Here is a 22999-nt window from a genome sequence, read left to right on the forward strand (position 1 = left end):
AGATGACGGAACGCAGCATGAGCACCGGGGCATGATCGTGCCCCGGTGCTCGCGTCTCGAGTTGTTTCACTTCAGGCGGCTGTTGGTGGGCTGTTCCCGCCGATCGGCTGCTGATACGGATCGATCGACATCGGTGGATAGAACACCGATTTGCGATCCGGCCCGATCTCGACCCGCCATTCGGTGTGGTGCAGTGTCCGATGATGATGACCGCACAACAAGATCAGATTGTCGAGATCTGTTGGGCCACCATCGTTCCAGTGAACAATATGATGAGCATCGCACCACCCCGACGGCGTCCCGCACCCCGGAAACGCACACCCGCCATCCCGAACCGCCAACGCCCGCCGCTGCGGAACCGTCGCCGTTCTCGCTTCCTTACCGCAGTCGAGCGGAACACCATTCGCATCCAACAAAATCCGCGTCACGGTGCAGTCGCACGCCAACATCCGCGCAGTATCGATACTGATCGGGCCCACCCAATCCGCCCACGCGAACCCCAACTCCTCAGTGGACGGCAGGAGGTCTTTCAGAACTTTAAGGTCCGTCATATCTTTTGCCGACGCAGTCACCGTGATGTGCGGTTTCACCCCGCCCTCGATCGGACCCAACCCCGCCCGCTCGTACCGCCGCAACAATTCGCAAAACCCATCCGCCCGCCGCAGCGCCGGCGTACGGGTGTCCTTGACCCCGTCCTTCTCCGGCGTCGGAGCCGACAGGCTCGACAACAACGTGATCAGACGCGCCCCGTTCACAGCATCCAAGTCACCCTTCGCCGACACGCGCCCGTACAAACCTTTCGACGCGTAGAACTCGTTACGCTCCGAATCCTCACCGACCGGAACCCCGTCCTCGCGCTTGCCGTACTGCTTCTCGATCCGCCGGATCGCTGCCCGCACCGCATCACAATCGGCGATGTTCTTCGACGCCAACCCCAACAGAATCCCGCGGGCCTTGTCCACATCCGCCAGGGTCATGTTCTTCGGCGGATGCTGACAAAACGACGCCACCTGCCGCGCCTTCAACGCATCCACGTCACCGCGATGGAATGCATCCGCGACAACAGGTTCGAGCATCAACAACCGCGCCAACCCGACCAGCAGGCTGCACTCACCGATCTCCAGATTCGTCGAACCATGCAACCACTGTGCGATCGCCCGAAAACCCTTCCCGCCGAGAACTTCCCGGGAAAACATCTCCACGATCAGCAACACCATCCGCGACTGCAATTCGTGTCGGGCGCGCACCAGACCCAGAACCTCGCTCTTGAGGTCCTCGCCATCCAGCTGCCACGCTTCCCGACTGTCCATGCTAAAAGTCTAATCGAACAAAGTTTCGAACACAAGACTTGTATCTCGAAAACTGTTCCTATGCAATAATTTTCGACAATTCCGATTTTTGGGACTTTTCGGATCTTCATTCGATTTGCGGCAGGCAATCTCGACTGCCTCATTGCATGGACTCTGCTGACGCCGAGCGCTCGGCATACATTCCGGCTTCATGTTGACGTGGACGAGGGCACTTGGACGCGTGGCCGCGCATGGGCTCTGTCGATTGCATTGGTTGCCTTGCCGTACTACCGCGACACGAACGAGCAGATCACGGCCTGGGCGAAACATGCGATTGCCCAGGTCGTTGACGACGTCCACACCGAACTCTGAGACCACCCAGCGTCGTTTCCGTTCTCGCAACGATCCTCGGAACTCGAGCAGGGAGGGCAACAGTCTTGTCCGCGGCGACCGATCAGTCGATCGCGCTCAGGTCCCCGTACACCGTCCGGCCCTCCAGGACGGTGGCGAGCACCGTGATGTCGGCCAGCTCGGCCGGCTCGACGTCGAGGGGATTTGCCGACAGCACAACCAAATCCGCGTAGGCGCCGGGAAAGATGGACCCGATGTGATCTTCGCTGAACAGCTGCCAAGCGGCGTTGACCGTATGGGCGCGCACGGCGGCGTCCACGGGGATCCGTTCCTGGGGTGCGACGACGCGACCGCTGGGCGAAAGCCTGGTGACGGCGTCCTGCATGTTTCGTAGCGGATTGGCGGGGGTGACGGGACCGTCGTTGTGGAAGGTGAACCGTTGCCCGGCCGCGAGTGCAGATCCTGCTGCGGCCCAGACGGATCCGTATTCGGGGCCGAACAGGTCATCCACCAGAACGTCACCCCAGTAGTGCAAGTGGTCGATGAAGATGCTGACCGTGACGCCCAGTTCCGCTGCGCGGGCGAACTGATCCGGACGCATCGCGCCGACATGTTCGAGGCGCAACCGGTGATCGGGCCGGGGGAGCTCCTTCAGAAGCTGCTCCCACGCGTCGAGAACCATGGTGATCGCGTCGTCGCCGTGGGCGTGGCACGCCATCTGCCACCCCTTGGCGAAGTAAGCGGAACTGATGTCGTGGATCTGTTCGCCGGTGTAGTTGGCATGCCCGTGCGTGCAGGCGATCCCGAGCGCACGGGTGGCTTCGGTATCGAGATACGGGAAACTGGTGGCGATGTTGCCGACCCACGGCGAACCGTCGGACCAGACCTTGATGCCGATCTGGCGCACCAGGTCGTTTCCGTCGCCCGGCGACGCCTCGGTAGTGCGTGCGTCGTTGGACATTTCGTAGAGCCGCAGGCGGGTGGTGAGCAGTCCGGCGTCGGCTATTGCGGCCAGGGCGGGCCGCATCTTGGGGTCGAACGACAATTCGGCGATGGTGGTGATTCCGGCGGCGTTCATTCGGGCGCATTCGGCCGCCACCAGTGCGGGGAAGTCGTCACCGATAGTGACTGCGTGGCCCGCGACTGCGAACACCGCAGGCATTTCGTACGCGGCTCCGTCGAGTGCGCCCGTCGCGTCGTGGCCGTACGATCCGCCGATCGGATCGGGGGTATCGCGGGTGATGCCGGCCTGCACTGCTGCCGCCGTGTTGAAATACGCGACGTGTCCCGAGTTGTGCATGATCACGAGGGGGTACTCCGGCGCTACGGAGTCCAGCCAGTCGATGGTCGGGTCGGGTAGGCCCTTCTGCAGCAACGGGTCCCAACCGTTCAGAGAAGCGCCGGCAGCACCTCGCGAACGAACAGTGTCGACGACGGCAGCAACTACGGCGTCCGCCTCGGCGATCGTGACAGGCCGGATGTCGACGACGTCAGGCCCGAGAACGATGGCTTCTTCCAAAGGGTGACCGTGTGGCTCGATGAACCCCGGCAGAACAGCGGCACCTCCGACGTCGACGACGCGGGTATCCGGCCCCACCAGTTTCTCGACGTCCGTGCGCGCGCCGACGGCTGTGATCCGGCCGCCCGTCACGGCGAGCGCCTGGGCGCGTGGTGATTCCTCGTGCATGGTCACGATGTCGCCGTGCAGAACCAGATCAGCAGCCATGGTCAGTCCTTATCGGTTGTCCGCGTACGCCTGTAGGTGTGCCACCTGCTCGGGATCGAGTGAGGGACGTACCTTCTCACGGGCGGTTGCCACGTCCGCGGCCGTCACGTCGGCCGCGTCCATGCTCCGACGCATGGCGGCGAGTGCAGCCTCACGCAGGAGAGCCGAGCAGTCTGCTGCCGAGTATCCCTCGAGATCGACGGCCAGAATGTCCAAATCGACATCTTCGGCGAGCGGTACCGACTTGCCGGAAGCACGCAGAATCGCTTTGCGAGCCTCCGCATCCGGCGGCGGTACGAATACGAGACGTTCGAGTCTGCCGGGGCGCAGGAGAGCCGGGTCGATCAGATCCGGTCGGTTGGTGGCGCCCAACACCACGACGTCGCGTAGCGGTTCGACGCCGTCGAGTTCGGTCAGCAACGCGGCTACGACGCGATCCGACACCCCGGAGTCGGAACTTTGACCACGACGCGGGGCAAGGGCGTCGATTTCGTCGAGGAAGATCAACGAGGGCGCCGAATCGCGTGCGCGCTGGAACAACTCGCGTACGGCCTTTTCGGAGGCGCCGACCCACTTGTCCATCAGCTCCGCACCTTTGACGGCGTGGACGCTGAGGTGACCTGAGCTGGCAAGGGCACGAACGAGATACGTCTTACCGCAGCCGGGAGGGCCGTAGAGGAGCACGCCGCGGGGTGGGTCGACACCGAGGCGTGCGAAGGAGTCGGGGTGCTGTAGCGGCCACAGCACCGCTTCGGTGAGGGCCTGTTTGGTTTCGACCATGTCGCCGACGTCGTCGAGGGTGACGCTGCCGATCGACAGTTCTTCGGTACTCGAACGAGACAGTGGCCGAATCACTTCGAGGGCACCGACAAGATCTTCCTGCGTGATCTCCGGAGAATCACCGGATTTGGACGCCCGCGTCGCCGCTCGCAATGCAGCTTCACGGCAGAGCGCCGCGAGGTCGGCGACCACGAATCCGGGTGCGCGCGAGGCGATGGCGTCGAGTTCGAGGGTTCCGGTGGGCACGCGGCGGAGCAGGAGTTCGAGCAACGCCTTGCGAGTTGCGCCGTCCGGCAGGGTAAGTGCGAGTTCTCGATCGCAGAGATCCTGGCCGCGAAGGCGCGCGTCGACGGTCTCCGGATGGGCGGAGGTCGCGACGAATGCCACGCCCGGGGTTGCGACGGCGCTGCGCAGTTGTTCGAGGATCAGTGCGGACACCGGTTCCGCGGTGGCCGGAAGCAGAGCGTCGATGTCACTGATCAGTAGTACGCCACCGCCGCGCACGGCAGCAACGGCGTCGACGATTCGCTGCAGGCGGGTATTCGCCTCGGTGGCACCGACTCCCGGGCCGTCGAGTTCGACCAGTTTGCGCGAGGACAGGACCGAGCGGGCCAACGTGGCTTTGCCTACGCCGGCGGGGCCCGTGATGAGGACGCCGAGGTGCGGTGAGGCGCCGAGCGTACGGAGCAGTTCTGGTTCGTCGAGTGCCAGGCCGAGCCACTCGGTCAGCTTGGCTGCCTGCGCTTGCGCGCCGACGAGGTGATCCAGCGGAACCGACGGTGCAGGCTCGATCGCGACGGCGGCCGGACTGGAAACAAGCGCACTCGGTGTCAGTGTGCCCGCCGAGCCGGAACCCCAGTTGACTGCCGAATTCGGCTGGACGCTGACCGGACCACCGGCAGGTTCGACGGCCGTGACGGTGAGCAGTTCGGATGTCCACGCGACGCCGAAGGTACGGGAAAGCGCTTGGGTGGCTTCGGAAGTGCTCGTACCCGGACCGAGATCGCGGGGGAGGAGCGAGACCGTGTCGCCGACGCTGACGACCTTGCCCAGAAGAGCTTGTCGCAGAACCGTCGAGCTGATCGAATTTGTCGCCATGGACGAGCCGGTGACGGAGACGGATCGCGCTCCGTACACCGTCACCGGACCGACCACGACGGAAGAGTTCTCGGTCAGGCCGACGTTCGACATGGTGACGTCGTCGAGAAGGATCGTGCCTGCCGGGGTTCCGGTGGGTGCACGGCCCGCGACGGTCGCGGTGCCGCGGGCTCCCATGAGTGCGATGGCATCCCATTCGCGGATGCCCAACGCCGCCAACGCTTCGGGGTGCAAGCGCACGACCCCGCGGCGTAGGTCGGCGGCAGAGGTGTTGAGTCGAACGGTGAGGGCGAGTTCCGGCGAAGTCACCTCTCGAGAGTACGTCGTGGACTAGCGGGGTCGCCGCAATCCGAGACGAGCGGCCGAGCGGCGGCCACCGACGTTGGGTTGGCGTCGGATCGCGCGGCGTTCGGAAGGCTTGATGTCCCAGGTTTCGGGACGTGCTGCCACCCACCGCTTCGAGTGCACGGCAAACGGGATGTGCACCAGGTAGATCGCGATGAGAACGATCAGCAGGATGTACGGGTAGGTGATGAGTGCGGCTGCAGCCAACGTCACCAGGACGAGCAGGCCGGCCGCCATGTGCGGCGGCACGGATACCGACTTCATCGCCAGCGTCGGGATGCGGCTGACGATCAGTGCAGCCGAGAAGAGCGTCCACACGATGACGACGAAGTGCGAAGACCACCAGCCGTCACCCCACTGAGCCGTCGCGGCCAGGGGAGTAAGGGCGATGAGTGCGCCGGCCGGAGCCGGAACGCCGACGAAGTACTCACGTGCGTACGCGGGGACGTCGTCGTCGTCGAGCAGAGTGTTGAAACGTGCGAGTCGCAACACGATGCTGACCGCGTAGATCAACGCGATGATCCAGCCGATGCTGGTGCCGTCCAGCAAGGTCACGTACAGGACCAGGGCCGGGGCGACGCCGAAGGAGATGGAGTCGGCCAGTGAGTCGAGTTCGGCGCCGATCTTGCTGGTGGCGTCGAGCAGTCGCGCGATGCGGCCGTCGAGTGAATCGAGGACGGCAGCTGCGCCGATCATCGCGAGCGAGGTACCGGGTTGTCCGTCGAGAGCGAATTTGACGGCGGACAGCCCGGCGCACAGCGCCAGGATGGTGATGACGGACGGCAGCAACCGCACCGCCTGGGTGCGTTTGGGCATCTTCGCGCCGGGTTGGGCTGCTCCCGGCTTCTTCACGGCTGACTTCATCTTCGGCGTCTTCACGGCAGTTGCGCGATAACTGTTTCAGCACCGATCGTGCGTTGTCCCGGCTCGACCAGGAGTGTGGTTCCGGCGGGGAAATAGGTGTCGACGCGTGAGCCGAAACGGATCAGTCCGTACGTGTCGCCGATCGGCAGGACGTCACCGACACCGGCGTAGCAGACGATGCGGCGTGCAAGCAGTCCCGCGATCTGGACAACCGCAACGTCGTGACCATCGGCGGTTTCGATCAGCATGCTGTTGCGCTCGTTGACCTCGCTGGCGTCGGCGAGATCTGCGGAGAGGAACTTGCCTGCCTGGTGAACGACCTCTTTGACCGTTCCACCGACAGGGCTGCGCTGGACATGCACGTCGAGAACCGACAGGAAGATGCTGACGCGCGGGCGCGGCTCGCTTCCGAGATTGAGCTCGGCGGGCGGAACGGCGTTGTCGACCAACGCCACCTCGCCGTCGGCGGGTGCGACGACGACGCCGATGCGGTTGGGCGGCACCCGGTGCGGGTGACGGAAGAACGTGGCGCATGCGGCGGCGGTGGTCAGACCGGCTCGGCGCACCCACTTACGGTTGCGGCCCAGAGCTGCAACTCCCAGCGGGGCCAGCACGAACGGCAGGCCGGCGGGATGAAGTGGCGGAATCGCATGGCGAACCAGATCGACGATATGTCCGATCCCGGTGGGTTGCGGGGTTCCGGGGGGTGTGGGTCGGCGTGCCACAGGCTCCTCTAACTACTCGGTAGGTCTTCTGCTGGTCGCACTGACAGTACGGGGTGGTAGAGCATCCATAGATTACGTGAACGCCTTCTCTCCTACAGGCTGTAGTGGCATCAAGTACGAGTAGTACCCGACACAGTCGCCGGTGCGTATCGCCAGCGGGAGCGTCGCACCGCTTACTCGGATCACCAGTTGCCGCCCCGGTTGGGCTGCGGCGGCGTCGCGCAGTCGCTGCCGGTCGACCAGTACTCGGAACTTCTCACGGGGATCCGTTCCGCCCGGATCCACCCGGGCACCACCGTCTTCGCCGACGCTGACGACGGCACTGTCCTCGGTGCCGTTGAGCAGGGCGGCAAGGTGGTCGCCGCTCAGTTCGACGGCGTTGTGGTGCTCGCGCAGGATTCGGTGATCGGGGAACTCTCCGTCCTCGATCAGGGGGCTGGACACCTCACCTCCCGGATACGACGCAGTCACCGTGCGCGCGGAGAAAGTCAGCGTCACGACGCCGGCGACGTCGCGTAACAATCGCGCGAAGGTGACGGGAACGACAGCGGACACCGTCAGAGCGGAGTGAACTTTCACCTCGGCGACCGCGAGCCGGAACTGATCAGTGGTGACAAACGCAGCGACGCCGTCGTGAATGTCGAGGTGGACGCCGCGAAGTATCGGGAACTCCGATTCCTCGTTCACTGCGAACAGCACGGCGTCGAGTGCGCGTCGTAGATCCCACGAGTCGATGTCCACGCCGCCGGAGGCAGGTAGCGAATCGATCAGCCGGTGAATTCGCCCCAGTTCGGCGCGGGCGTCGGCGAGACCGTCCTCGAGGTTGCGCAGATGGGCGTCCAGGCACGAATGCGGTTCCGGCCCGGTCAGGACGGCCATCATGTCGCGGATCGGAACACCGACGCGTCGCATACCGGCGATCATGCGGGCGTCGCGGAGCTGATCGTCGGTGTACCAGCGGTAACCGGTGTGCGGATCGACGGAATGCGGGACGAGCACGCCTTCCTTGTCGTAGAACCGCAGCGCGCTGATCGGGAGCGCCGACGCCCTGGACATCTCGCCGATCGTCAAGAGGGCGGAACTAGTGGTCACGGATCAATTCTGCCCGCAGTCGCTCGATGGCGCCCCTGATCATCCGGCCGTAACCGTCGTCGGCGAGTGTGCCGACCGACGCCTCGGCCTTCGTCAGATGCTCGACGGCCTCGGTGTCGCGTCCGAGTTTGCGGTAGTCGGCAGCCAGGTTGAGGTGCAGCGATGGATAGAAACCGGCGACCTGCAGCGATGCGTGGTGTTCCTGGGCTCGCGCGTCGGTCAACGAATCTGCAGCGTCGAGGGCGCGCAGGTCCCAGCAGAGCTCTTGAGCCGGATCGTCTTGAACGTCGGCCATGTAGTGCGCGAGGGAGACGATGTGGAGCGCATCGGGGGCGGCGCTGATCTCTTCCCACACCTTCTCGAACGCAGAGCGAGCCCCGGCTCGATCGCCGGAGCTCGCCAATTCTTGTGCCTGCGCTATCTGTGTCATCACGGGATCCATGGAACGGATCCTGATGCCTCGACCAGGTCGAGGGTCAAGCAGAGGTGCGTGCAGCCGCCTCGGCCTCGCTCTTCACACGCTTCAAGGTGGCATTCATGCCTTCAACGAGCTCGACCTCGAAGTCGGCGTTTCCGCCCAGGACGGTCTTGACGAGGAACTGCGAGACCTTCGACGTTCCGGTGGGAGCCTCGCGACGCTCGGTCACTTTGGTGCCGGTAGCGGTCGGCTCGAGTTCGTAGGACCAGATCGTGCGGTTCTCCGCGATGCGGAACGCCACCGACTTGTTGGGCTCGAAGCGAACGACCTTCGACGACGTCGGCCAGACCAGCAGGCCCTTGCGGTTGACGTTGATCGTCTTGGCACCCTCACGCACGGTCCCGCCGATTACCTTCATCACCTTGCACTGGGGGCTCCATTCGCCCATGCGCTGCAGGTCGGCGACGATTGCCCACACGTCCTGCGGTGATGCGTCGATGTCGATGCTTGCTTCGAGGGTGTTGGACACAGTCTCTCCAGTCGAGTTGATGCTACGTAAAGTTACAAACACTTTTGTCGATCGTAAGCGATCCGTCAATGGACCATGTGTGTCAGGTCACTGTACGGCCGTCCAACAGGGTCGTGCGGGAACACGCGCGGTGGTAGCGGACAATGGTTCGCGCACGTATGACGATCCATCCGACTGGAGTACCGAGAAGTGAACAGCGACGCAGCGACGCAGGATGGCCTCAAGCGAGGGCTGACAGCGCGCCATATCCGCTTCATCGCCCTCGGATCAGCCATCGGAACCGGACTGTTCTACGGCAGCGCCGAGGCCATCAAACGAGCCGGCCCGTCGGTGCTCCTGGCCTACCTGATCGGCGGTATCGCGGTCTACCTGGTGTTGCGAGCGCTCGGCGAGATGGCGGTCCGTAACCCGGTTTCCGGTTCGTTCAGCGAGTACGCGAACAAGCACCTCGGACCACTCGCCGGTTTCATGACCGGGTGGACGTACACGTTCGAGATGGTGATCGTGTGCCTCGCCGACGTCACCGCCTTCGGCCTGTACATGCAGTTCTGGTTCCCGGACGTACCGAGATGGATCTGGGTTCTGGCTGTCGTCTTCTTCATCGGCGCGATAAACCTGTTGAGCGTCAAGGTGTTCGGCGAACTGGAATTCTGGTTCACGCTCGTGAAGATCACCGCCATCATCGCGATGATCGCCGGCGGCATCGCGATCATCGTGTTCGGATTCGGCGTTCACGACACCGATGCCGGAATCAGCCACCTCTGGTCGGACGGCGGGTTCTTCGCGACGGGCTTCGGCGGATTCGTCGCGTGTTTCGCGATCGTCATGTTCGCGTTCGGTGGCACCGAGATCATCGGTATCACCGCGGGCGAAGCCGAGGATCCGGCGCAGACCATCAGGAAAGCCGTCAACACGGTCCCGGTGCGCATCATTCTCTTCTACATCTGCACCCTCGCCGTCATCATGGCGATCATTCCGTGGCAGACCATCAACTCCGACAACAGCCCGTTCGTCCAGATCTTCGAGAACCTCGGATTGGGAACGGCCGCATCGATCCTCAACATCGTCGTCATCACCGCAGCCCTGTCGGCCATCAACAGCGACGTTTTCGGTGCGGGTCGCATGATGTTCGGAATGTCGCATGCCGGCCAGGCCCCGCAGGTGATGAAGAGAGTCTCCGCCAACGGTGTTCCGTGGATGACCGTTGTCATCATGACCGTTGCCCTGTTGGTGGGAGTAGTGCTCAACTACCTGATCCCGGACCAGGTGTTCCTCGTCATCGCCTCGCTGGCGACCTTCGCCACCATTTTCGTCTGGATCATGATCCTGCTCTCGCAGTTCCGTTCCCGCGCTCAGATGAGTGCAGACGAAACAGCGGCACTGAAGTTTCCAGTGCCGCTGTGGCCGTACGGTCAGATCTTCGCGATCGTGTTCCTGGCTTTTGTCATCGTGTTGCTCGGCGTCATCGCCGATACCCGAGTTGCGCTGCTCGTCGGCGCCGGATGGCTGGTTCTGCTGACGGGCGCGTACTACAAGTGGGTGAAACCGGCTGTCAGCGCAGCGGATCGAAGTGACTCATGACGGTCGGCGTCTGAGCACCGGTCATCGAGTCGGCCACCATCTTTCCCGTCAACGGACCCAGAGCGATTCCCCACATCCCGTGACCACCGGCGACGTGCACGCGCGGCGAGCGCGTGGCTCCGATCAACGGCAAGCCGTCGGTAGTGCACGGTCGTGATCCCACCCATTCCTCTTCCCGCGCAGTCCAGTCGATGCCGCTGAGCATCGGCTTGGCCGCATCGATGATCGCCTGCACTCGGCGCGGATCCAGCGGCGCGTCAGGGCTGCGGAATTCCATCATTCCGGCCACTCGGAAGCGATCGTGCAACGGAGTGCATGCGACGCGCTGGGTGGGGAAATACACAGGGTTCTTGGGGAGGTGCTCAGGCTTGACACTGAAGCTGTATCCGCGTCCGGCCTGCACCAGTTTGCGCACACCGAACGGTGCAGCGAGCTTGTTCAAGCGGGCACCGCTCGAGATGACCACGGCGTCGCCGTCGCGTGAATCACCGTGTGCACTGCGAACAGTGACTCCGCCGACCCGATCGTCGATCTGCGTGACGTCGAAACCGCTGACGATTTCTCCACCGCGTTCACGAACCGCGTCCGCCAACGAGTTCACGAACAACGGGGGATCGATGAAACGCTGATTGCGCAGGCGCAAACCGGCTTTCACACCCTGGCCGAGTGAAGGCTCGAGCGAATGAATCGCGTCGTAGTCGAGGAGGTCGAAGTCGACTTCTCCGCCGGCAGCTTCGACGTGGTGGAACTCGTCCACCAAGGTCTGTCGGTCCTTCTCGGACGCAAACGCGGCGAGGAAAGGATCGGCCAGGCGCGTCAGCTCTTTGACGCCACCGTCGGCGAGTTCGTCATACGCGCCCAAGGCTGTTCGGTTGACCTCGGTGTAGACCGACATCGCTTCCTGCCACTTCGACGGCGTGCAGTGGCGCGCGAACCCGACCAGGAACCGAATCAGCTTCAGATCGGTGGTCAGTGGCACGTACACCGGGGACGACGGGCTGAGCATCGCGCGCAAGCCGTATTGGAGCACTGCGGGTTCGGGCAGCGGAAGCGTCAATGCGGGGGCAAGCCAACCGGCGTTGCCCCAGCTCGCGTCGGCTGCGACCCCGTCGCGATCGACGACGGTGACCTCGACTCCACGTTCCTGCAAGAACCAGGCCGTCGACAATCCGACAACACCCGCACCGACCACGACCACACGATCGGGGCTTTGACGAGTTCCCATGACGCACTCCTTCTACAGACTCTGCTCGAACCGAGACGCCGGTCACATCCGGCTCTTCTCTCAAGCATGAATCGCAGGGGTGGCAAAAGGACTGGCCGTTCGGCCACAGCTTCGGGGAATGCGTTGTGCGAGTGCACAGCCCTCGCTTGGGAAGCGAATCACAGTGAGTCGATTCGTGAATGCACTGGAACTTTTGAATTAATACTAAAGTATTAACCATCTCTGGAATGAGCTGCGTTGTTAATACTTTAGTATTAATGTTTCGCTGAATGTTAGTTCCTTGGTATTAGTCGCGTGCAAATCCTCGATGTAAGTGGGGTCGCCGTTTCAAGTTGTCGAGAGATTTCTTTCAAAAACTGTTACAAGTTCTAATAATTGAGGTATGGTGACGGTCATCACATAAGCGGCAAATCGTGAATGGCTTTCAATCGTCGATCAGCTGTTCCAACTTACCGCTCGGTGTGAGCATCCAGTGGAATTGGTGCTACCAAACCAGCTGATTGGAGGTGGTTTCTCACGGTCGGACGTCATCTTTTTCGGAATCGAGACATGATTCCCGGGTGATGTCGTATCGCTAATCTCCGTTGTCAAGATTTCGGTCGTGCATCGGTAGTGAACAAATCCTATCGTGCTGCGCACGGCCTCAAAGACTTCCCCTTCGCAGCGAAACTTCCGGTGATGCGGAGGCTGTCAATGCAGTAGTTCAACTTTGCTCGAACTGCGTTTTGGCAGGAAGTGCTATCAACGCTATAAACCGATCCCGAAAGGGAATGAGGAGTAGAAGATATGCATGTTTCAACGGCAAAACGTACGGTGGCCGCTCTAGCAGTAGTAACTGCTTCGGCGGGCATGGTATTCGCAGCAGTTGCACCGGCGTCGGCAACTGCAGGTACGACGGTGACGAGCTATAACCAGGCGTGCCGCGCTGTAAGTGTTGGGCAGACCGTGGATCAGGTAGTTCCAACCTCGGTCACGGCTAACCACGTCACTGTGAATGCCACGCCCGGGGTAAATTCATACACCCTTCAGCCCGGTTCAGCGACGACACCCAGCAGTTCTGGCGTCTCGGGTGTCACATTCCTCGGCATTGATGACGTCAGGCTTGTCTACCGCTATGACCCAGCGACGTTCGTCGCAGGATCGGCCGCACTGGTGGCCGGTTCCGGTTCGGGCTACACAGGCACGGTCACTCTCACCGATACCGGATCGCAACTGATCGTGGACGGTGCGGATGTCGGCGTAGGCGTGACATACCAGCTTCCGAAGATTAGTTTCCAAACTCGGAACAGTGCGTTGGACGTGAAGTTCGACACTCAGGGCACCGCGGCCCAGATGTATAACTTCTCGGCGAATTACTTCCGTTTCACATCGAAGGCGTCAGTGCCTATCTTCGGGACAGTCAGTGCGCCGACCTCATGCATTCCCGCCAATGCGGTGGGTGCGACCGGTAGTTACCCGGCACTGAATTCGGGTGCGGGCGTTCTGCATCCATAGTCAATCCGGACCCCGGTGATTAGCAGCGCTGCCTGACACCCCACTCAGGCAGCGCTGTTTTGCGTAGTCTTGTGCGTGAGTGCCAGAAGTGTGTGCCGGGAGGCGCTTCCAGACCATGTGGATGCGAGTTACGTGCAGAATTACCCGCTCGACAAGAATCCCGACCTACCGCAGTGGTAGGCCGGGATCGTAATGTCTTGGTGAATAAGGGATCAGGATGCGATGACGGTCGAGTTGCTCTCGAGCTCACGCGTCTTTGCGGCTTCCTTCAGTTCCTCGAAACTCGCGCGAAGCAACTCCAGGTAGTGGCCTAGATCTGGCATCGTTGCGGCGTCTGCAATAACGTTGAGCGTTAGGTTGCCGCCACTCGCAGCTACCATGAAGTGCCGCAGCCCGTCACCGTCGACCGGTGCTTGATTAGCGAGTACGGCAGTGCCAGTTGCCCCGTTCAGGGTCAGTCCGTTGACCGAGAGCGGAATGTTACTCACCATCGTGTGCTGATACCGCGGCCCATCCGGGCTGTAGTCGTCATGGTGACGTGAATATGCCATCAACCGCGCTATCGGAGCGGGTAGGGTCTCCAACACTGTGCTCATCCGCCGGACCGCTGTGTGGGACGTACGGGCCTTCTCCGAGCGTGCAGACTCTGCGATGAGAGCGAGTCTCTTCAGCGGATCCGTGATCGTGGTGTGCATGTTCACGGACAGATTCACCAATTGGTTTGCGGACTCCCACTCCTCTTGCTTGCGCATGGACCGCGGAACCATCGCGAACAGAGAACCTCGAGGCGCTTCGCTCTTCTCGGTAAGGTATCGCGCCATCGCGCAACCGACCACAGCCAGAAGGACGTCGTTGACAGTCGCTCCGGGGACTGCGTTCTTCACATGCCGAACCTCGTTGCCTGCGAGGATGATCGGCTCCACCAATGCCGACCCGCTTACCTTGCAGTTGAAGCGGGTGCTAGTACTTTCGTAGATGCACTCGTCCCATTCTCCAGCACTCTTCGCCTCGACTACCGCACGGGCAGCAGCCCGATTGCCCGGAATGCTCTTGGCGAACTGGATAAGTTGGCCGGGGAAACTCAGCGCTGATCGCGTGAAGAGACGTCCCCGTAGGAACCGTATTGCAGGTGCTGATTTCCTCGGCCGTTGCGCATCCGAAAATATGGCTTCACCCAGCATTCGGATCGCGATTCCGTCGGCCGCGCTGTGATGAGACTTGAGCACAACCGCCGTCAGCCTGCCGGGTAGAGCGTCAAGCCCCTCGATCCCCGTGAAAAAGTGCAGTTCCCACGGTGGGCGGCTGAGATCCATTCTCGAGGTCAGCAGGGCGCTGAGCATTTCTTGAAATGGTGCCCAACCCGGCTCGGAAATCGCGTTGACCCGCACGTGGTCGCCCACATCCAGGTTGGGGTCTGGAACCCAGTACGGATGGCCGAGTCCCAGTGGCGTGTGCTGGATTCGGTGGGTGAACATGCGATTGTGTCCGAGCCTGGCGGTGACCCAATCGACGGCTTGCGCCTGCGTGAATTCTGCGGCTGGGTGCTGAGATGTTTCGAAGAAGTACACGCCGACCAGATGCTTCAGGTGGCCGGCGGACTCGTTGTAGACGAAGTCCGCGTCTCGCGGATTCACCTGTGTGACAGCCGCATCCAGCAGGTTGGGCAGTCTCATGTCGAACTCCTCACGTGGCGGGTGCCGGATCAAAGTGTCCGTGCCCCGGAACTCTCGTGGCCCGGAACTCTCGTGCCTGGAAAACTCTCGTGCTTGGAACGCGAAATGACCCCCGAGGCGAATTGGAGCCTCGGGGATCATCGAAGTTCAGAGTAGAGAAGTTGCACCAGAGAATTTACTTCTGCAGAATGGTACTTCCCAGGCCGGTCAACTCTATGGTCCCAGTAGCCCAGGCGATCAAACTGGTGATATATCTTTGCAGCATTGTAAATCACCTTTCCTTAGAGCGGCGTCGGCGTGTACGCGGACAGGGTGTTGAGATACTTCGCGAACGTACCTACTAGGTCGATTGAGCCAAATCCCACCAGATCCGACAGATAGCTCATTGAAAGATCGAACATTATTGTCTCCTCTCCCGACTACGGGGCAACGGTCGAGCCGAGGGCGGTCTGAATGCTTCCACCAATACCTGCAGAACCGCTAGCCATTAGGTTGATGGCTGCGGAGATAGACTTGAAGATGCCGTCGACTATTGCCTGCACATAAACGAACGGGGGAAGCAATGATTGCGAATCAATGCTCGTGACTGCGTCGATGATACTTGCTGTATCCACTATGCTAACGCTCCTTGCGGTAGATTTTTATCACGGTAGGAAATTCTGTTGAAGTCAGCCGAGTGGGGGTTGCCAGTCGAAGTCGACTGACGCCATGGAGCCTCTGTATACGAGCAATGAAATGATCTGCAAAATTATCGGTTCCTTGAGGTAAGGCACCATCGATCCTAGATCCATCGTTTACTCCTGTCGTTGGGTGATGTTCTGAAATGGATCAGGGTTGCGATGAGCCGGTCTCGATTAATCCGGCTAGCGAGCCGGTGGCGCCCTCGATGCCGGGCACTAGGGATCCGCTCCATACATTGTCCAGTAATCCGGTGAACAACGCAGCCGTTGCTTGAAGGAACATTGCGATCATATGAAGTTCCATCCTTTCGATAGATCTGGAAGACTTTTTGTACATCGGCGCATGCTTGTTGCATTCCACAAAGAGCAGGTTCGACTAGTGCACGGACCCTTGCGATCGTTCTGCTAAGAGATCCGTGTGGCGTTCGGGGTCTTATGTGGCGTGACGAGAATGAGGTTAGCTCGAGCAAGTCCACTTTGACTAGGAATTTGTAGAACCAAACTGAAACGTGTTTCATTTATGCTGGTCAGGCAACCAAAATGGCCTATTTGGGCCGTGAGAGGAAGATCTTGCGGAACGCTAACCAGATTGCAAGATTGATGATTGCCGAATTGCTGGGTTTTGGGAATCGTGGCCGGTAATTATGACTTTTGGCGGACTGGTCGTTAATACTTTTGGGTGATATTTTGTCGAATACCTCCCAAAGTGGAGCGGCACGGGAGATGCTCCGATACCTTCTTCGCCGGCTCAGGAACTTCGTAGTTTGAACTGAAGCATCAGGATCAGTCGAGTGTCCGCGTCGCTCAGGTCAACCCCGCACATCTCCTTGCAGCGGCGTAATCGATTGCGGAGAGTGTTGGGGTGAACATGCAATGCTGCGGAAGAACTCGCGACATCACCGCCCTTGTCGAGGAAGGTGTGGGCCGTTGCGACGAGTTCGCTTCCATGTCGACGGTCGTACCCTTCCAGGGCGTGCATAGGTGTGGCGGTGCTCAGTCCGTCGAAGATGTCGGCAACATGTAAGGCCAGTACCGACGCCAAGGTGTCGTTCATACCCGCGACAATCCCGCCGGACCGGTTGTGTCGCAGCGCGCCCAGAACATGGTCGGCGTCGGCGCGTGACAAATGGCATTCGCTGGCTGATTTCACGGTGCGGCCCACCGCAACGGCAAGTTGTGCTCGTGTGCGGGCGCGGCTGAGGAAGTCCTCCAACAGTCGGCGGGCGTTCGCTTCGTCAGCGGCGACAACAAGGTACGTCGAGTCGATCAACTGTGCGATCACGGCGTCGACGGCCAGAGTGTCCAGGTACAAGCTCAAGGAGGCGACCAACCCCGCCGGCAGTGGTCCCGCGACGGTTCCGACGGCGACGACGGTGAGCGGGCCTGCCAACCGCAAGTCGTCGGCGGCGCGGAATGCGGGTTCGCCACCGCCGATCAATGCTTGGACGCGCTGGGATTGGCGACGGCGTGTGCTGTCGACCCGGTCACGCTCCGAGGCGATTCTCCCGGCCACGACAGATACCGCGGAACGAAGTATCGATTCCTGTGTGGGCGTCGGTGATCCGGCCAGTGCGACCCAGATCGAGCCGACGGGGTGATCGTTCTCGCGAACTGCGATAACCAGTCGCGGCGTGATCGAGGGGTCTTCGAGGTCGACGTAGATGGGATCGCTCTCTCGGTGAAGCCGATCGAATACTCCTGCATCGGAGAGTAATTGGCGGAATCGGCTGGGTACCTGCCGACCGAGGATCGTGCCGATGCGAGCTTCGTCCACGGCCTGCTCGCCGCCGGAGTACGCGAGAACCGTCGAGTTCTCGTCCTCGATCGTGACGGGAGCGCCGAGCAATTCGGCCAGAGAACCGGCGACGGAGAAGAGGTCGTCGTCGCGCAGGTCCATGGGTGCGAGCCTACTGAGCGATCGACGGATTTCGGGTTTCGACGCCTCGGCAGGACCTCGATGGCGAATATAGGCTGGTGCAATGGCCGACATCGAAGGTGTTCTGTTCGATATCGACGGAGTCCTGCTCACGTCCTGGCAGCCGATCGAGGGAGCAGGGGAAGCAGTACGCGAAGTTCGGCGGCGCGGATTGGCCTGTGGGTTTCTGACCAACACCACCTCGCGCAGTTCGACACTCATCGCGCAGGGGTTGTGCGACGCCGGTATCGAGGTGGAGGCGAGCCAGATAGTTACTGCCGCCAGGCTCACGGGGGAGTACGTGCGGGCGACGTACCCGGACGCGAGGGCGTGGGTACTCAATCACGGTGACGTGTCCGCCGATCTCGAGGGAATCGAATTCGACGACGCCGATCCCGAGGTCGTGATTCTCGGCGGCGCCGGCCCGGAGTTCACCCACGAGGCGCTGAGCAGAGTGCTCGAACTACTGCTCGCCGGAGTGCCCGTCGTCGCGATGCACCGCGGGATGATGTGGGAGACGTCAGGTGGCCTTCGAATCGACACCGGAACGTACTTGCCCGGCTTCGAGGAAGTGGCGGGTGTAAACATCGCCGCGGTGGGTAAACCGTCTCTCACGGGGTTCCTTACAGCCACGGAGCTGATGCATGTCGAACCTGAGGCGACGGTGATGGTCGGCGACGATCTGATCGGGGACGTCCTCTCCTCACAGCGGGTCGGCCTGACCGGAGTTCTGGTGCGCACAGGCAAGTTTCGGCAAACAGTGCTCGACCTCTCGGTTCAGAAGCCCGACCACGTCATCGATTCGGTCGCGGATCTTCCGGCCCTTCTCGGGGTCGTCCTCGAGGCTTGACCAGGCGGGGGTGACGGACTTCACTCGAGCGGGTACTCTCGCGCCCGAATCCAATGAACTTGTTCCACGAAGGAGTTTCTATGCCCTTGATCTCGTCAGTCTGGTTCCGCCGCTCATCCTCTCGAGTCAGCGGAATTTCCAGTAGTCGGTTGGGGGGCCGCCTGGCGAGAACAGGGGCTGTGATGACTGTAGGTATGGGGCTCGCCGCCGGGCTGGCGCTGACCGGTGCGGGAGCTGCTTCGGCAGCCCCCGTCACGTGTGTCTCGCCGCCGTCGGCCAATGACATCCAGGTCTCCGAGACCGCGAGCTGCGGCGCGCAGTCCGTCGGAGCCGGCCGTTCGCAGGCCGGTGCCGCCGAGAGCGGTACCGCTGTGAGCGTCGCCGCCGACAACGGCTACTCAAATTCATATGCCAACGGCTTCGGAACCGCGCTGGGGGCTTCTCGCGGTAACGGTCAGGCGCAGGCATTTGCACTCGGCGGCGGTATCGCGCGGGCCGGGGCGGCTGACGGAAATGTCACCTTCGCCATCGCTGGTTACGGAGCGGGCGCTACAGCCGATGCCAATGGCGTCGACTGCGTCGGAGTGCTCTCGTTTGCGGTCAATTTGAGTAACGGACAGTTCTGCATCGCGGGCTGAGGCTCAACCTTGCACTCGGCACGCTCGAGTGCTAAAAATGCAGTTGGCACTCGCGAACCGTGAGTGCCAGGTCGAGGCAGTGAGACCGGGAACCATAGACACCCCCGGTCGTCCGTCGCGGGCACTGACTAGACCACAGGCGTAGATGGGTGACCAGGCAAATCGGTCGCCCGTGTAATGAGGTGACCGGTCAAACGGTCGCCTTGTGCCGATGAGGTGACCCGACGAGCGGTCACCTTGTGTGTCACCCCCTATCCGGAGGATCACTTCGCAATGGCAAAGATCATCGCGTTCGACGAAGAGGCACGTCGTGGCCTCGAGCGAGGCCTCAACGCCCTCGCCGACGCTGTCAAGGTGACGTTGGGCCCCAAGGGTCGCAACGTCGTTCTCGAAAAGAAGTGGGGCGCCCCCACGATCACCAACGATGGTGTTTCCATCGCCAAGGAGATCGAACTCGACGACCCGTACGAGAAGATCGGCGCCGAGCTCGTCAAGGAGGTCGCCAAGAAGACTGACGACGTCGCTGGCGACGGCACCACCACCGCTACCGTTCTCGCACAGGCTCTGGTCCGTGAAGGTCTGCGCAACGTCGCAGCCGGCGCGAACCCGCTCGGCCTCAAGCGCGGCATCGAGAAGGCTGTCGAGGCTGTCACAGCTCGCCTGCTCGAGACCGCCAAGGAGATCGACACCAAGGAGCAGATCGCTGCTACCGCCGGTATTTCCGCCGGCGACCCGTCCATCGGTGAGCTCATCGCCGAGGCTATGGACAAGGTCGGCAAGGAAGGCGTCATCACGGTCGAGGAGTCCAACACCTTCGGCCTGCAGCTCGAGCTCACCGAGGGCATGCGCTTCGACAAGGGCTACATCTCGGCGTACTTCGCCACCGATGCAGAGCGTCAGGAAGCCGTCCTCGAAGACGCGTACATCCTGCTCGTCAGCTCCAAGATCTCCACGGTCAAGGATCTGCTGCCCCTGCTGGAGAAGGTCATCCAGTCCGGCAAGCCGCTCCTGATCATCGCCGAGGACGTCGAGGGCGAAGCTCTCTCCACCCTCGTGGTCAACAAGATCCGTGGCACCTTCAAGTCTGTTGCCGTCAAGGCTCCCGGCTTCGGTGACCGTCGTAAGGCTCAGCTCGCCGACATCGCCATCCTCACCGGTGGCGAGGTCATCAGCGAAGAGGTCGGACTCTCCTTGGAGACCGCAGGCCTCGAGCTCCTCGGCCAGGCACGCAAGGTCGTCATCACCAAGGACGAGACCACCATCGTCGAGGGTGCCGGCGACGCCGACGCAATCGCCGGTCGTGTCAGCCAGATCCGCGCCGAGATCGAGAACAGCGACTCGGATTACGACCGTGAGAAGCTGCAGGAACGTCTGGCCAAGCTGGCCGGCGGCGTTGCAGTCATCAAGGCCGGCGCTGCTACCGAGGTCGAGCTCAAGGAGCGCAAGCACCGCATCGAAGATGCAGTGCGTAACGCAAAGGCAGCCGTCGAAGAGGGCATCGTCGCCGGTGGTGGCGTTGCACTTCTCCAGGCAGCTCCCGCACTGGACGACCTCAAGCTCGAAGGTGACGAGGCAACCGGCGCGAACATCGTTCGCGTTGCACTGTCCGCTCCGCTCAAGCAGATCGCATTCAACGCAGGCCTCGAGCCCGGCGTTGTTGCGGACAAGGTCTCCAACCTGCCCGCAGGTCACGGCCTCAACGCTGCGACCAACGAGTACGGCGACCTGCTCGCTGCAGGCATCAACGACCCGGTCAAGGTCACCCGCTCGGCACTGCAGAACGCAGCGTCCATCGCGGCTCTGTTCCTGACGACCGAAGCCGTTGTCGCTGACAAGCCCGAGAAGGCCGGAGCGCCTGCAGGCGATCCGACCGGCGGCATGGGCGGCATGGACTTCTGAGTCCATCTCCACCTAGCTCCTAGAGCCCGGCCCACCATTCGGTGGGCCGGGCTTTTGCTCGTGCGGGGGAGGCAAGTTTCCATGACTTGGCAGCGGCAGCCGCGATGCAGATTGCGGATTCACCTAACCAAGAGGTTGCCTCCTGATCGCTCGGAATCACAGGCACCTTTTCCGATTGCTGGATCCGGTGATACCCAACGATTCCGAGCAGAACCCAGAGGATCGGCATGTCAGCTCGCTACAATTCGGACATTCGTTCAGCGTCGGAATTGAGGGGCATGCATGATCTTTCGGAACTCGTTGCCAGCCGCGGTATCTCAGATGGGGCCGCGAGACGCGGAGTTCGTCTACAACGAGTCCGGCGGACATCTGAGCCACATGGTCTGCGCCTACTTCTTCGACACGACGGGCCATCCGCTCGCAGAGATGACGCACGACGACGCGGTTCGGTGGATCACCGAAAGATTCGGATACTGGCCACTGTTCACGAGTCGACTCCAGCGAGTTCCGCTGGATCTGGACTATCCCTATTGGGTCCCGGCCGATTTCGACGTCGATGATCACGTGCACGTCCATCGTGCCCCGGTTGCCGGGTGGGCGCCGATTCGTGAATTGCTCGGGCGCTCGCTCGGTGAGCCGATGGACTTGTCCCGGCCGCCCTGGGAGTTGCACGTCATGACCGGAGTGCACGGGATCGACGAGCTACCGGGCAATCTGACGCTGATCATGCTCAAGACCCACCACGGGGCCGGTGACGGTCTGGCGATCCGCGATCTGACCAACCTTCTGTTCTCCGGTCCGCCGAAGCCGGAGACGAAGCGTGCCGGTTCGGGGCTTTCGTCGCTGGATTTGATCGGGCGCACGGTCGTGGGTTTGCCCGGCCAGGCGATCCGTTTCGGCCGGGGTCTGTCCGTGACAAAGGTTGCGGCCGAGACGGTTCGGGAGGCGGAAGAGGCCGGAGAGCTGCCTACGTACTCGGCCGACCGCCTGCCGACCCGATTCAACGGCATGCTGGGCGGAGACATCACGATCGATTTCCTGACGCTGGACGGCGCAGACATCAAAGCGATCCGAGCGGCCATTTCGGACGTGACGGTCAACGACATCTTCCTGACCGTCGTCGCCGGCGCTCTCGACGCATACCTGTCGGAGAAGGGCGAGAAATCAGGCAGTGGGTTGGCGGCGATGGTTCCCCGATCGATGCGGCAGATCGCCGAATGGGAATCGGCCAACCAACTGGCGCTGTTGACGGTCGATCTGCACACGGACGTCGAAGATCCGGTCGAGCGGCTGACACGAATCAGGGATTCGGCGCTGATGGCAAAGGGGCGGAGTTTGCACCCAGCCGTCCGTCGATACGGCACACGCATCGAAACGTCGCCCGCGGCTCTGCTCAGACTCACCGGTCTCTCGCGTCGGATCAACAAGCTTGACCCTTCGCACAAGGTCATTCAGAACACGACGATCAGCAATGTCCCGGTATCGGTCGACGGCAATGTCTTCGAAGGTGCGCCGGCGGTGGCAGTTCTCGGCGGGCAGGCGCCGGTCGACGGAGACATTCTGCGCCACTTCCTCATTGCTGCGCGTGGAGGTTCTCTGACGCTCAATGTCATCGTCTCGCGAGAGACGATGCCGGATATCGAGCACTACATCGAATTATTGCGGGTGGGGTTCACGACGCTTCTGCAGGCAGTTTCCGACCAAAATCGTGAGTTGGTCGAACGATAATCTCTCGGCACCCCCGGCTTTACGCCGCCTGTCATTCCCTGAGTTTTCGGATTGGCGTCATTTCCTCGTCCCAAGCGAACCACTGAACATCTTGGTTGG

Annotated in this window: 18 protein-coding genes; 7 read left to right on the plus strand and 11 right to left on the minus strand. The window is 61.8% G+C overall.

What is annotated here, in order from left to right; genetic code table 11:
• Nucleotides 1-71 precede the first annotated feature (71 nt).
• Nucleotides 72-1310: an HNH endonuclease signature motif containing protein gene (locus P0M12_RS19905; protein WP_277376738.1), complete on the minus strand. Its 1239-nt coding sequence runs from the start codon at nucleotides 1308-1310 to the stop codon at nucleotides 72-74.
• Between the two features lie 198 nt (nucleotides 1311-1508).
• Between P0M12_RS19905 and P0M12_RS19910 the strand changes: the two genes are divergently transcribed.
• Complete coding sequence (locus P0M12_RS19910) at nucleotides 1509-1661, plus strand: hypothetical protein (RefSeq protein WP_007733703.1); 153 nt, start codon at nucleotides 1509-1511, stop codon at nucleotides 1659-1661.
• Between the two features lie 82 nt (nucleotides 1662-1743).
• On the opposite strand, the gene P0M12_RS19915 is transcribed toward P0M12_RS19910, so the two are convergent.
• The 7 genes from P0M12_RS19915 to P0M12_RS19945 form a co-directional block, all read right to left on the minus strand.
• Complete coding sequence (locus P0M12_RS19915; RefSeq protein WP_277376739.1) at nucleotides 1744-3366, minus strand: amidohydrolase; 1623 nt, start codon at nucleotides 3364-3366, stop codon at nucleotides 1744-1746.
• 9 nt (nucleotides 3367-3375) lie between these two features.
• Nucleotides 3376-5553 (minus strand): AAA family ATPase, encoded by a 2178-nt coding sequence (locus P0M12_RS19920; RefSeq protein WP_003941536.1) that lies wholly within the window; start codon nucleotides 5551-5553, stop codon nucleotides 3376-3378.
• Between the two features lie 21 nt (nucleotides 5554-5574).
• Nucleotides 5575-6405, minus strand: a complete 831-nt coding sequence (locus P0M12_RS19925) for a phosphatidylcholine/phosphatidylserine synthase (RefSeq protein ID WP_029254795.1) — start codon at nucleotides 6403-6405, stop codon at nucleotides 5575-5577.
• Nucleotides 6406-6464: 59 nt separating this feature from the next.
• The gene (locus P0M12_RS19930) at nucleotides 6465-7178 is read right to left on the minus strand and encodes a phosphatidylserine decarboxylase (protein WP_003941540.1); all 714 of its coding nucleotides are present in this window, start codon (nucleotides 7176-7178) and stop codon (nucleotides 6465-6467) included.
• A gap of 72 nt (nucleotides 7179-7250) precedes the next feature.
• The gene (locus P0M12_RS19935; RefSeq protein WP_070160505.1) at nucleotides 7251-8270 is read right to left on the minus strand and encodes a MerR family transcriptional regulator; all 1020 of its coding nucleotides are present in this window, start codon (nucleotides 8268-8270) and stop codon (nucleotides 7251-7253) included.
• Nucleotides 8260-8712 carry a hypothetical protein gene (locus tag P0M12_RS19940; protein ID WP_003941524.1) on the minus strand — a complete coding sequence of 151 codons (453 nt, stop codon included), beginning with the start codon at nucleotides 8710-8712 and terminating at the stop codon, nucleotides 8260-8262. Before P0M12_RS19940 ends, P0M12_RS19935 begins: the two co-directional genes overlap by 11 nt.
• 34 nt (nucleotides 8713-8746) lie before the next feature.
• Nucleotides 8747-9217, minus strand: a complete 471-nt coding sequence (locus P0M12_RS19945; RefSeq protein WP_003941500.1) for an SRPBCC family protein — start codon at nucleotides 9215-9217, stop codon at nucleotides 8747-8749.
• A 189-nt stretch (nucleotides 9218-9406) separates the two neighbouring features.
• On the opposite strand from P0M12_RS19945, the gene P0M12_RS19950 reads away from it, so the two are divergent.
• Nucleotides 9407-10798, plus strand: a complete 1392-nt coding sequence (locus P0M12_RS19950; protein ID WP_021333985.1) for an amino acid permease — start codon at nucleotides 9407-9409, stop codon at nucleotides 10796-10798.
• Here P0M12_RS19950 and P0M12_RS19955 read toward each other — a convergent pair.
• Complete coding sequence (locus P0M12_RS19955; protein ID WP_021333986.1) at nucleotides 10770-12023, minus strand: FAD-dependent oxidoreductase; 1254 nt, start codon at nucleotides 12021-12023, stop codon at nucleotides 10770-10772. The two genes, P0M12_RS19950 and P0M12_RS19955, sit on opposite strands and share 29 nt — an antisense overlap.
• A 990-nt stretch (nucleotides 12024-13013) precedes the next feature.
• Here P0M12_RS19955 and P0M12_RS19960 point away from each other — a divergent pair.
• A complete protein-coding gene (locus P0M12_RS19960; RefSeq protein WP_042450431.1) occupies nucleotides 13014-13517 on the plus strand; it encodes a hypothetical protein in 504 nt (167 codons plus the stop codon).
• 212 nt (nucleotides 13518-13729) lie between these two features.
• Here P0M12_RS19960 and P0M12_RS19965 read toward each other — a convergent pair whose 3' ends face one another.
• Together P0M12_RS19965 and P0M12_RS19970 are read right to left on the minus strand one after the other, a co-directional pair.
• Nucleotides 13730-15190 carry a wax ester/triacylglycerol synthase domain-containing protein gene (locus P0M12_RS19965; RefSeq protein WP_064443291.1) on the minus strand — a complete coding sequence of 487 codons (1461 nt, stop codon included), beginning with the start codon at nucleotides 15188-15190 and terminating at the stop codon, nucleotides 13730-13732.
• 1428 nt (nucleotides 15191-16618) lie between these two features.
• On the minus strand, nucleotides 16619-17767 hold the full coding sequence (locus tag P0M12_RS19970; RefSeq protein WP_064443504.1) for a PucR family transcriptional regulator: 1149 nt from the start codon (nucleotides 17765-17767) through the stop codon (nucleotides 16619-16621).
• An 82-nt stretch (nucleotides 17768-17849) separates the two neighbouring features.
• On the opposite strand from P0M12_RS19970, the gene P0M12_RS19975 reads away from it, so the two are divergent.
• From P0M12_RS19975 to P0M12_RS19990, 4 genes are all read left to right on the plus strand, one after another.
• A complete protein-coding gene (locus P0M12_RS19975; protein ID WP_064443292.1) occupies nucleotides 17850-18635 on the plus strand; it encodes an HAD-IIA family hydrolase in 786 nt (261 codons plus the stop codon).
• Between the two features lie 80 nt (nucleotides 18636-18715).
• A complete protein-coding gene (locus P0M12_RS19980) occupies nucleotides 18716-19273 on the plus strand; it encodes a DUF6764 family protein (protein WP_019744475.1) in 558 nt (185 codons plus the stop codon).
• A gap of 273 nt (nucleotides 19274-19546) precedes the next feature.
• Complete coding sequence (groL, locus tag P0M12_RS19985) at nucleotides 19547-21172, plus strand: chaperonin GroEL (RefSeq protein ID WP_003941476.1); 1626 nt, start codon at nucleotides 19547-19549, stop codon at nucleotides 21170-21172.
• 282 nt (nucleotides 21173-21454) lie between these two features.
• A complete protein-coding gene (locus P0M12_RS19990; protein ID WP_073512156.1) occupies nucleotides 21455-22900 on the plus strand; it encodes a wax ester/triacylglycerol synthase domain-containing protein in 1446 nt (481 codons plus the stop codon).
• Nucleotides 22901-22999: the final 99 nt, after the last annotated feature.

Source organism: Rhodococcus sp. RCBS9 (assembly GCF_029457415.1).
GTDB classification, from domain to species: Bacteria; Actinomycetota; Actinomycetes; order Mycobacteriales; family Mycobacteriaceae; genus Rhodococcus_F; species Rhodococcus_F qingshengii.